The organism is uncultured Brevundimonas sp. (assembly GCF_937870815.1).
In the GTDB taxonomy this organism is placed as follows: domain Bacteria; phylum Pseudomonadota; class Alphaproteobacteria; order Caulobacterales; family Caulobacteraceae; genus Brevundimonas.
In genome coordinates this window covers 17,182-27,544 of sequence record NZ_CALMZS010000007.1, presented here as the reverse complement: position 1 = coordinate 27,544, position 10,363 = coordinate 17,182, and the positions used below count along the sequence as shown (strand labels likewise).

The window sequence follows — 10,363 nt, the reverse complement described above, 5'->3', positions numbered from 1 at the left end:
GCCGTCATGAACGGGGCGTGGTCGGCGAGGACGCCGAAATCGCCCTCGACGCCCGGCGCGTCGACCTGGTCGACGAGACCACCGGCTCCCTCAGCGTCAGCACGACGATCTCGGGCGGGGCGCGGAAGCGCACCGGCAGGATTGAAACGCCGACCCCGCCTGTCACGAACAGTTTGCGGCCGCCCTCGTCGTACAGGCCGCACGCCCAGCGCTCGGACATGCGCGAGGCGTGCGCCAGACGGCCGAAGACCGGCAGATTGACCTGCCCGCAGTGCGTATGGCCGGCGAGCGTCAGCGCCACCGTCTGCGGCGTCTCCATAAAGGGGTCCGGCCAGTGGGTGAGGACGAGGACGGGCGCGGCGTCCGTCACCTGCCGCAGGGTGGTCGCGACCCGCGGCGGCTCGCGCGGCGATTCCATATCCGCGAGGCCGGCGAACCAGAAGGCGCCCGCAGGTCGGGCGACCCGCTGCGCCCGGTTGTCCAGAACCTCGACCCCGGCCCGGGTCAGGGCCGCCGCGACGGCCGCGTCATCGAACCAGGAGTCGTGGTTGCCGAGCACGCCCCAGGTCCCGAGCGGGCTGGACAGTCCCCTGAAGGCTTCGACCCCCCGCAGAATTTCGGACCGTTCCGGCGCGGCCCGGACCGCAGCCGGCTCATGACCTCCGGCGTAGTCGCCGAGCAGGACGACGACATCGGGCCGCTCCGCGTTCATCCGCCCGACCAGCCGCCGGATGCGCGCCACGTCGGTGTGGGGGGCGGCGACATGGGTGTCCGAGATGACGCCGATGCGGAGCGGCGGACCCCGCCACGTTTCGCTCTCCACCGTCACATGCCGGACGGTCAGGGTCGCCGGCTCGACCATGAAGGCCCAGACCCCGAGCCCCCAGCCGACGGCGGTCGCGCCCGCCAGACTCCACGCGAGAACAATCCGGCGGGCGCGAAGCAGCCGCCGGATCAGAACAAACCCAAGGACGGGCCCGGCCAGCGCGGCGATCCAGGCGAGGACCAGAACGACGCCCGGTCCAGCCATCGCCGGGATCAGCCCGCCGCCACTTCCGCGGCCTGTTCGGCCAGGATGGTCAGGCCGGCCGGGGTCACGTCGGCGAAGCCGCCGTGGACCTCGAACCGGCGCCGCGAGCCGCCGTCGATGACGGTGACCACGCCTTGGCGCAGGGCCGTCATGAACGGGGCGTGGTCGGCGAGGACGCCGAAATCGCCCTCGACGCCCGGCGCGTCGACCTGGTCGACGAGGCCGTTGAAAACCTCGCGCTCGGGCGAGACAAGGGAGAAGGAGAGTTTGCCGGCCATGCTCACGCCGCCTCGGCCAGCTTCCGGGCCTTTTCGACGGCTTCCTCGATGGCGCCGACCATGTAGAAGGCGGCTTCCGGCAGGTGGTCGTATTCGCCGGCGACGATGCCCTTGAACGAGCGGATGGTGTCCTCCAGCGACACGAATTTGCCCGGGGCGTTGGTGAACTGCTCGGCCACGAAGAACGGCTGCGACAGGAAGCGCTGGATCTTGCGGGCGCGGGCCACGACCAGCTTGTCCTCTTCCGACAGCTCGTCCATGCCGAGGATGGCGATGATGTCCTTCAGCGCCTTGTACTGCTGCAGCACCTCCTGGACCGAGCGGGCGACGCGGTAGTGTTCCTCGCCGATGACCAGCGGGTCCATGATCCGCGAGGTCGAGTCGAGCGGGTCCACGGCCGGGAAGATGGCCTGGGCGGCGATGTCCCGGCTCAGCACCGTGGTCGCGTCGAGGTGGGCGAAGGAGGCGGCCGGGGCCGGGTCGGTCAGGTCGTCGGCGGGCACATAGATGGCCTGGACCGAGGTGATCGAGCCCTTCCGGGTCGAGGTGATCCGCTCCTGCAGATTGCCCATCTCGGTGGCCAGGGTCGGCTGATAGCCCACCGCCGAGGGGATGCGGCCCAGCAGGGCCGACACTTCCGAACCGGCCTGGGTGAAGCGGAAGATGTTGTCGATGAACAGCAGGACGTCCTTGCCCTCCTCGTCGCGGAAATATTCGGCCTGGGCCAGGCCGGTCAGGGCGACGCGGGCGCGGGCGCCGGGCGGCTCGTTCATCTGGCCGTAGACGAGGGCGCATTTGGAGCCCTCGGTCGAGCCGCCGTTCTTGGCCGGGTCGACGTTGACGTTGGACTCGATCATCTCGTGATACAGGTCGTTGCCCTCGCGGGTGCGCTCGCCGACGCCGGCCAGCACCGAATAGCCGCCATAGGCCTTGGCGATGTTGTTGATCAGCTCCTGCATGGTCACGGTCTTGCCGACGCCGGCGCCGCCGAACAGGCCGATCTTGCCGCCCTTGGTGTAGGGGCACATCAGGTCGATGACCTTGATCCCGGTGACGAGGATTTCCGACGAGGTCGACTGCTCCTCAAACGACGGCGCCTCGCGGTGGATCGGCCGGTACATGGTCGTCTTGATCGGGCCCTGCTCGTCGATCGGCGCGCCGACGACGTTCATGATCCGGCCCAGGGTGCCGGGGCCGACCGGGGCGAGGATCGAGCTGCCGGTGTCGGTCACGGCCTGGCCGCGGGTCAGGCCCTCCGAGGTGTCCATGGCGATGGTGCGGACCATGTTCTCGCCGAGGTGCTGGGCGACCTCGAGCACCAGGGTGAAGGGCTGGCCGGTCTTCTGGTCGACGTTCTGGGTCTCCAGGGCGTTCAGGATGGCCGGCAGCTGGCCGGTGAACTCGACGTCGACGACGGCGCCGATGACCTGGGCGATCCGGCCCACGCCGGTGCCGGCGGTGACGACGGCGTTGCCGGTGGCGGCGGCGGCCCTGGGCGCCTTCGGGGCGGCAGGCTTGCGCGCGGCGGGTTTCTTCGCGGGAGCGGTGGTGTCGGTCATGACGTTTCGGCTTCTTCTAAAGTCTTGTCGGTAAGGGATCAGGCTTCGACCAGGTCGAGCCGGCGTTCGATGCGGGCCAGGCGTTCCTCGACGCGGTCGAGGCGGGCGCTCTGGCCGGCGTATTGTGTGGCCAACTCGCCAACGTGGACCTCAAGCGAGGTCAACCGGGACTTGATGTCCATCAGCTCAAGCCGAATTTCCTGCTGGCCGCTACGCAGGGCCTTCAGGTGCTCCAGCATCAGATGAGCGACGTCGTCGGTCACTTGGGCTTCCTTTCGACCCGGAGAGCGTAACACATCTTGCGTTACAGCGCCTCCGCGCCGGCGATGATCTCGATCAGTTCGGTGGTGATCTGGGCCTGGCGCTTGCGGTTGTACTGCAGGGTCAGGCTGTTGATCAGGTCGCCCGCATTGCGGGTGGCGTTGTCCATGGCGCCCATCTGGGCCCCGAAGAAGCTGGCCTGGTTCTCGTACAGGGCGGCCAGCACCTGGGTGGTGATGTTGCGCGGCAGCAGGGTCTCGAGGATCTCCTCCTCCGACGGCTCATAGTCGTAGACCGCGCCGTTCAGGTCGATCGGCGGCGCCTCGCCGTCGACCACCGCCGGGATCAGCTGCTTCGGCGTCGGCACCTGCGAGATCACCGACTGGAAACGGCTGTAGAACAGGGTCACGACGTCGGCGTTTCCGGCCTCGAACTCCCCGGCGATCAGGGCGGCGACCGGCTCCGCCGCCGGCAGGCCGATGACCTTGTGCTCCGACATCTCGAAGGTGCGCACGAGGCGGTCGCCGTACAGACGGGCCAGGCCGTCGCGGACCTTGCGGCCGACGGCGATGATGCGGACGTCCTTGCCGGCCCCGAGCAGCTCCCTGATCCGCTCGCGCGCGGCCCGGATGACATTGGTGTTGAAGCCGCCCGCCAGACCCTTGTCGCCGGTGGCCACGACGATCAGGTGCTTCTGGTCCGAGCCGGTGCCGGCCAGCAGCCTGGGCGCGCCGTCGCCGGACACGCCCGCGGCCAGGTTGGCGATCACCGCCGCCATCTTGCGGGCGTAGGGCCGCGCGCTCTCGGCCTGGTCCTGGGCGCGCTTCAGCTTGGCCGCGGCGACCATGTTCAGGGCCTTGGTGATCTTCTGCGTCGACTTAACGCTTCCGATCCGATTGCGCATTTCCTTGAGGCTGGCCATCCGGCGCTACTTTCTCAGCTAATCCGGTCCGGTCTCAGGCGAAGGTCTTGAGGAAGGCGTCCAGCACCGACTTCAGCTCGGTCTCGAGCTCCGGCGTCAGGTCCTTCTTGGTGCGGATGCCGTCCAGCAGGCCGGGGTTCGACGACTTGACGCGGGCCAGCAGCTCGCTCTCGAAACGGCCGATGTCGGCGACCGCGACGCCGTCCAGATAGCCGCGGGTGCCGGCGTAGACCGAGACGACCTGCTCCTCCATGGTCAGCGGGCTGTACTGCGGCTGTTTCAGCAGTTCGGTCAGGCGGGCGCCTCGGGCCAGCAGCTTCTGGGTCGAGGCGTCGAGGTCCGAGCCGAATTTGGCGAAGGCGGCCATTTCCCGGTACTGGGCCAGTTCGCCCTTGATCGAGCCGGCCACCTTCTTCATCGCCCTGGTCTGGGCCGAGGAGCCCACCCGCGACACCGAGATGCCGACGTTCACGGCCGGGCGGATGCCCTGGTAGAACAGGTCGGACTCGAGGAAGATCTGGCCGTCGGTGATCGAGATCACATTGGTCGGGATATAGGCCGAGACGTCGTTGGCCTGGGTCTCGATCAGCGGCAGGGCGGTCATCGAGCCCGAGCCGTAGTCGGCGTTCAGCTTGGCCGCCCGCTCCAGCAGGCGGCTGTGCAGATAGAAGACGTCGCCCGGATAGGCTTCGCGGCCCGGCGGCCGGCGCAGCAGCAGCGACATCTGGCGATAGGCGACCGCCTGTTTCGACAGATCGTCATAGACGATCAGGGCGTGCATGCCGTTGTCGCGGAAATATTCGCCCATGGCGCAGCCGGCGAAGGGGGCCAGGAACTGCAAGGGGGCCGGCTCGGAGGCGGTGGCGGCGACGACGATGGTGTAGTCCAGGGCGCCGCGCTCCTCGAGCGTCTTGACGATCTGGGCCACGGTCGAGCGCTTCTGGCCGATGGCGACATAGATGCAGTACAGCTTGTCGCTTTCCGGCGCGCCCTCGGCGTTGACCGACTTCTGGTTCAGGATGGTGTCGACGGCGACGGCGGTCTTGCCGACCTGGCGGTCGCCGATGATCAGTTCGCGCTGGCCGCGGCCGATCGGGATCAGGGTGTCGATGGCCTTCAGCCCGGTCTGCATCGGCTCGTGCACCGACTTGCGCGGGATGATGCCCGGGGCCTTGACGTCGACGCGGCGGCGCTCGGTGAACTGGATCGGGCCCTTGCCGTCGATCGGCTCGCCCAGCGGATTGACGACGCGGCCCAGCAGGCCCTTGCCGACCGGCACGTCGACGATCTCGCCGAGGCGGCGGACCTCGTCGCCCTCGGCGATCTGGTTGTCCTGGCCGAAGATCACGGCGCCGACGTTGTCGCGCTCGAGGTTCAGGGCCATGCCCTTCACCCCGGCCTTGGGGAATTCGATCATCTCGCCGGCCTGGACATTGTCCAGACCGTGGATGCGGGCGATGCCGTCGCCGACCGACAGCACCTGGCCGACGTCGGACACGTCGGCCTCGACGCCGAAGGAGGCGATCTGCGACTTGAGGATGGCCGAGATTTCGGCGGCGCGGATGTCCATGACAGGCTCTCTGTTATCGTCTTGTCGGAACGGGGGTCAGGCCCGTTGCATTCTGGTGGGTCAGCGCGCTTACGCGCGCTTCAGGGCGAATTTCATCTGGTCGAGCCGGGTCTTCAGCGAGGCGTCGAACAGTTTCGACCCCACCTTGACCTTGAGGCCGCCCAGGATCGACGGATCGACGCGGGCGGTCATGTCCGGGTCCTTGCCCAGCGAGGCGCGCAGGGCGGACTGGATCGACCTCATCTGGGCGGCGCTCAGGGCCTGGGCCGAGACCACCTCGGCGGCGACCACGCCGGTCTTCTTCGCATACAGGGCCTCGAAGCCGGCGATCACGCCCGGCAGGTCGCGGGCGCGGCCGTTCTGGCCGAGCAGGCCGAGGAAGTTGCGGGTCACGCGGTCGAATTTCGCCGCGTCGGCGATGGCGACCAGACCCTTCTGCTGGTCCCCGGCGGCGATCACCGGCGAGGTGGCCAGCCGGCGCAGGTCGGCGCTGTCGTTCCACGCGGCGCGCAGCGACGTCAGATCGGCGCGCACGGCGTCGAGGACGCCCGTCTCGTCAGCGAGGTCGAACAGCGCCTGTGCATAGCGCTCGCCGACTTCCGTCGTCCTGTAGTCGTCAGCCACTTGTCATGTCCGCGCGGTTGGCGTTCGGGTTGGCGACCGGCGGCGGAGTGCGCGCCGGTCAAAGGCCTGAAATGCTTGAAGAAAGCACGCCGGAGAAACGTCTTGCAACGCACCCTTCGGCTCAGCCGGGCGCCTGATAGCATCGTAACCCCCCCGCCGCAACCGGGACAGGCCGCCGCAGACGCCCGCCGGGGGCCTGTCGTCCGGCGATCGGGCTGGACCGGACGCCGGCCGACGGCTTCGGCGGCCGGATGATCCCGGACCCTTGCCCGGTCGTCGCGGACCCGTCCCGGTCGCGGAGGCGCCGCTTGATTGGAACGCCGCGCGCCCCTAGCGCTTTCCGCTCAAGCTTTTCCGATCGGGACGCCCCCATGTTCGACTCCATCCTTCCCCTGCTGTCCGACCCGGCCGCCTGGCTGGCGCTGGCGACCCTGATCGTCATGGAGGTGGTGCTGGGCATCGACAACCTGGTCTTCATCTCGATCCTGTCGAACAAGCTGCCGGTCGAGCAGCGCGCCCGGGTCCGGCGTATCGGCATCGGCCTGGCCCTGATCATGCGGCTGGCCCTGCTGTCGCTGATCGGCGTCATCGTCGCCCTGACCAATCCGGTCTTCGATCTCGGCCTGACCGGGCCGGTCGAGCACGGCGCGCCCCTGTTCGAGACCTCGTTCAGCTGGCGCGACCTGATCCTGATCGCCGGCGGCCTGTTCCTGTTGTGGAAGGCGACCAAGGAGATCCACCACACCGTCGATCCGACCCCGTCCGACCACGACCTGCTCGACAAGAAGGCGGTGGTCATCAACAACGCCGGGGCCGCCATCTTCCAGATCATCCTGCTCGACCTGGTGTTCTCGGTCGACTCGATCCTGACCGCCGTCGGCATGACCGATCATGTGCCGATCATGATGGTCGCCGTCATCATCGCGGTCACCGTCATGCTGCTGGCCTCGACGCCGCTTGCGAACTTCATCGAGAAGAATCCGACCGTGGTCATGCTGGCCCTTGGCTTCCTGCTGATGATCGGCATGGTGCTGATCGCCGACGGCTTCGGCGTCCATGTGCCCAAGGGCTATATCTACACCGCCATGGCCTTCTCCGGCCTGGTCGAGGGCCTCAACATGATGGGCCGCCGCTCCGCCGCCCGAAAGCAGGCCGCGCTGGAGGCCCGCCGGGCCGAACTCAACAGGGCCGAGACCGCCGAGCCGGGGGTGTAGGCGCACGGTCGTCCGGCCGAAGCCTTCTTCCAGGCCGCCGCGCTGGCGGCGGCCTGGGCTGGTTCAACACGAAGGGCTCGAAGAAGGGCGCGAAGGACACGACGGGAGCGAGGACGCCCTCTCTTCCGCGGGCCCTTGACCGCCATCAATCGCTTGCGTCTCCCTGCCGGGAGCCGCGGGCCCTCCAGCCCCTTCGTGTTCTTCGTGAATTCCTTTGTGCCCTTCGTGATGAACCAGCGCGGCTCGCCGCATGACGCTGTGCTGGCAATCCGCGAAAACATGGTCGGATTGTGAGAGCGATCTCCCACCTTTTCAGTCACTTCGCCTATTTTAAAACCAATCTTCCATCCGGATAAGCCGGCGGGCGCATAATGCCGCTCGCCCTGTCGCTCGGGCAGGCGCCGGTCTTTGACAATCCCATCCCCGCCGCACCGCCCGAGGCGCGCCGATGCAGACTCTGCCGACTCTGCCACACCGAATCTCGGCGCCGACTCTGCCGACCCTGCCACACCGTTTTTCGGGATTTCACCCGGGCGAAACCCTACAGGAAGCTGTACGGATCCACGTCCACGTTCAGCCGCACGCTGGCCGGCGCCTTCACCCGCGCCAGCCAGGCCCGCAGGAAGGCCTGCAGGTCGACGTCGCGGTCGGCCCGCACCAGCAGCCGCTTGCGCCGCCGCCCGCGCACCAGGGCCAGCGGCGCGTCGGCCGGGCCGTAGACCTCCAGCCGTTCGGCGTTGGGAATCGAACCGGCCAGCTCGCGCGCCACCTTGTCCACCGCCGCCGCGTTCTCGCCCGACAGGATGATCGCCGCCAGCCGGCCCCAGGGCGGCAGGGAGGCCGCCTCGCGCTCGGCCATCTCGGCCTCGACGAAGGCGTCCCGGTCCCCCGCCGCCAGCGCCTGCAGCACCGGATGCTCGGGCGTCCAGGTCTGCAGGATGGCCCGCCCCGGCTTGTCCGCCCGGCCCGCCCGCCCCGTCGCCTGGGTCAACAGTTGAAAGGTCCGCTCGGCCGCGCGCAGGTCGCCGCCCCTCAGGCCGAGGTCGGCGTCGACCACCCCGACCAGGGTCAGGTGCGGGAAATTGTGGCCCTTGGCCGCCGCCTGGGTCGCCACCAGAATGTCGATCCCGCCCTCGGCCATGGTCTGGATCAGCGCCCGCGCCGACTTCGCGTCCGGCGCGGTGTCCGAGCTGAACACCGCCGTCCGCGCCTCGGGGAACAGCTGGCGCACCTCCTCCTCGACCCGCTCGACCCCCGGCCCGACCGGAACCAGCGACTCCTCGGCCCCGCACGACGGGCAGTGTTTCGGCCGCGCCATGGTGAAGCCGGTCAGGTGGCAGACCAGCCGCCCGGTGTAGCGGTGCTCGACCAGCCAGCTGTCGGTGTCCGGGGCCGTCATCCGGTGGCCGCAGGCGCGGCACAGCACCACCGGCGCATAGCCGCGCCGGTTCAGGAACAGCAGGGTCTGCTCGCCCCGCGCCAGCGTCTCCCCGATCGCCTCCCTCAGCGGCTGCGACAGCCAGGTCTGGGGATCGGGGGGGGCCTGCCTCAGGTCGAGCAGAGAAATCCGCGGCAGCACCGCCGCCCCGTGCCGCGCCTCCAGCCTGAGCCAGCCGTAGCGGCCGTGACGGACGTTCCACAGCGTCTCCAGCGACGGCGTGGCCGAGGCCAGCACCACCGTCGCCGCCTCGATCCGCGCCCGGGCCACGGCCAGGTCGCGGCCGTGATAGACCAGCCCCTCCTCCTGTTTGAACGAGCCGTCGTGCTCCTCGTCGACGACCAGCAGCCGCAGGTTCGCATAGGGCAGGAACAGGGCCGACCTCGCCCCGACCACGATGTTGCAGCGGCCGGCGGCCACCGCCTCCCAGACCCGCCGCCGGCGCGGCGGGGCCACGCCCGAATGCCACTCCGCCGGCGCCGCCCCGAAGCGGTCGGTGATCCGCTCGATCAATGCTTGAGTGAGGGCGATCTCGGGCAGCAGGATCAGCACCTGGGCCGCCGGATCGGCCTTCAGCGTCCGCGCCGCCGCCTCCAGATAGGCCTCGGTCTTGCCCGACCCCGTGACCCCGTCCAGCAGGAAGGGCGCGAAACCGCCCCGGGCCGTCGCCGCCGCGATCGCCTCCGCCGCCGCCGCCTGATCGGGGTTCAGCCCCGCCGGGGCGTGATCCGGATCGGGCGGATCGAAGGCCGCGACCGCCGCGATCTCGACCACCTCCAGCACCCCCTCGTCGACCAGTCCCCTGACCACCCCCGAGGACACCCCCGCCGCCCGCGCCAGCTCCGGCCCCGGCAGGGCGCGCTGACCCAAGGCCTCCAGCACCGCCGTCCGCGCCGGAGTCGGCCGGGCCGGAACCCGCTCCCCCACCCGCCGCACCCGCCGCTCGGGCCGGGGGCGGGGCGCCCGCAGCCCCTTCAGCGCCGCCGCGGCCATCTCCCCCGGCGGGCTCAGCGTCCAGCGCGCCGCCCACTCGACGAAGTCCACGGTCCGCCCGGGCAGGCGCGGATCGTCCAGCACCCCGGCCACCGCCTTCAGCCGCCGGTTCGATCCCGTCGTCTCGCGCACCTCGGCCACCACGCCCCGCAGCAGCCGCGGCCCCAGCGGCACGGCCACCTGGTCGCCCCGCCTCACCTCCATGCCTTCGGGGACCTCGTAGTCGAAGGCCTCAGGCACCGGCAGGGGAATGAGGACCGAGGCGACGATCATGCTGTTCTCCCTTCCCCCTCGAGGGGGGAAGGGCCGGGGATGGGGGTGGAGGCACGGTGTCTCGGAACGTGGCGCGAGAGGCGCTGTCGAAATGAAGACGGAGCCATCCACGTGAGCCGGTCGGGTCCGCGCGTCCACCCCCACCCAACCCTCCCCCCTCGAGGGGGAGGGCTCAAATCGGAAGGCTTCGCCACCGGAAGG

The 10,363-nt window shown here is 69.7% G+C and carries 8 protein-coding genes and 2 pseudogenes; 1 reads left to right on the top strand and 9 read right to left on the bottom strand.

Going from position 1 to position 10,363, the window contains the following annotated elements; genetic code table 11:
- The 8 genes and pseudogenes from atpC to Q0588_RS00550 form a co-directional block, all read right to left on the bottom strand.
- Positions 1–80, bottom strand: a pseudogene (atpC, locus tag Q0588_RS00585) (F0F1 ATP synthase subunit epsilon); the annotation flags it as partial.
- A gap of 200 nt (positions 81–280) precedes the next feature.
- Positions 281–862 (bottom strand): annotated as a pseudogene (locus Q0588_RS15975) (metallophosphoesterase); the annotation flags it as partial.
- A 176-nt stretch (positions 863–1,038) separates the two neighbouring features.
- Positions 1,039–1,308 (bottom strand): ATP synthase F1 subunit epsilon, encoded by a 270-nt coding sequence (locus Q0588_RS00575; RefSeq protein WP_298742800.1) that lies wholly within the window; start codon positions 1,306–1,308, stop codon positions 1,039–1,041.
- A 2-nt stretch (positions 1,309–1,310) separates the two neighbouring features.
- A complete protein-coding gene (gene atpD / locus Q0588_RS00570) occupies positions 1,311–2,867 on the bottom strand; it encodes a F0F1 ATP synthase subunit beta (protein ID WP_298742798.1) in 1,557 nt (518 codons plus the stop codon).
- A 38-nt stretch (positions 2,868–2,905) separates the two neighbouring features.
- The gene (locus Q0588_RS00565) at positions 2,906–3,130 is read right to left on the bottom strand and encodes a hypothetical protein (RefSeq protein WP_298742796.1); all 225 of its coding nucleotides are present in this window, start codon (positions 3,128–3,130) and stop codon (positions 2,906–2,908) included.
- A gap of 41 nt (positions 3,131–3,171) precedes the next feature.
- A complete protein-coding gene (locus Q0588_RS00560) occupies positions 3,172–4,050 on the bottom strand; it encodes a F0F1 ATP synthase subunit gamma (RefSeq protein ID WP_298742794.1) in 879 nt (292 codons plus the stop codon).
- A 34-nt stretch (positions 4,051–4,084) separates the two neighbouring features.
- On the bottom strand, positions 4,085–5,620 hold the full coding sequence (gene atpA, locus Q0588_RS00555) for a F0F1 ATP synthase subunit alpha (RefSeq protein ID WP_298742792.1): 1,536 nt from the start codon (positions 5,618–5,620) through the stop codon (positions 4,085–4,087).
- A gap of 69 nt (positions 5,621–5,689) precedes the next feature.
- The gene (locus Q0588_RS00550; protein ID WP_298742790.1) at positions 5,690–6,244 is read right to left on the bottom strand and encodes a F0F1 ATP synthase subunit delta; all 555 of its coding nucleotides are present in this window, start codon (positions 6,242–6,244) and stop codon (positions 5,690–5,692) included.
- Positions 6,245–6,615: 371 nt separating this feature from the next.
- Between Q0588_RS00550 and Q0588_RS00545 the strand changes: the two genes are divergently transcribed.
- Entirely contained in the window at positions 6,616–7,458 is an 843-nt protein-coding gene (locus tag Q0588_RS00545; protein WP_298742788.1) for a TerC family protein, read from the top strand.
- Positions 7,459–7,999: 541 nt separating this feature from the next.
- Here the strand turns inward: Q0588_RS00545 and Q0588_RS00540 are convergent.
- Complete coding sequence (locus tag Q0588_RS00540; RefSeq protein WP_298742787.1) at positions 8,000–10,162, bottom strand: primosomal protein N'; 2,163 nt, start codon at positions 10,160–10,162, stop codon at positions 8,000–8,002.
- Between the last annotated feature and the right edge of the window lie 201 nt (positions 10,163–10,363).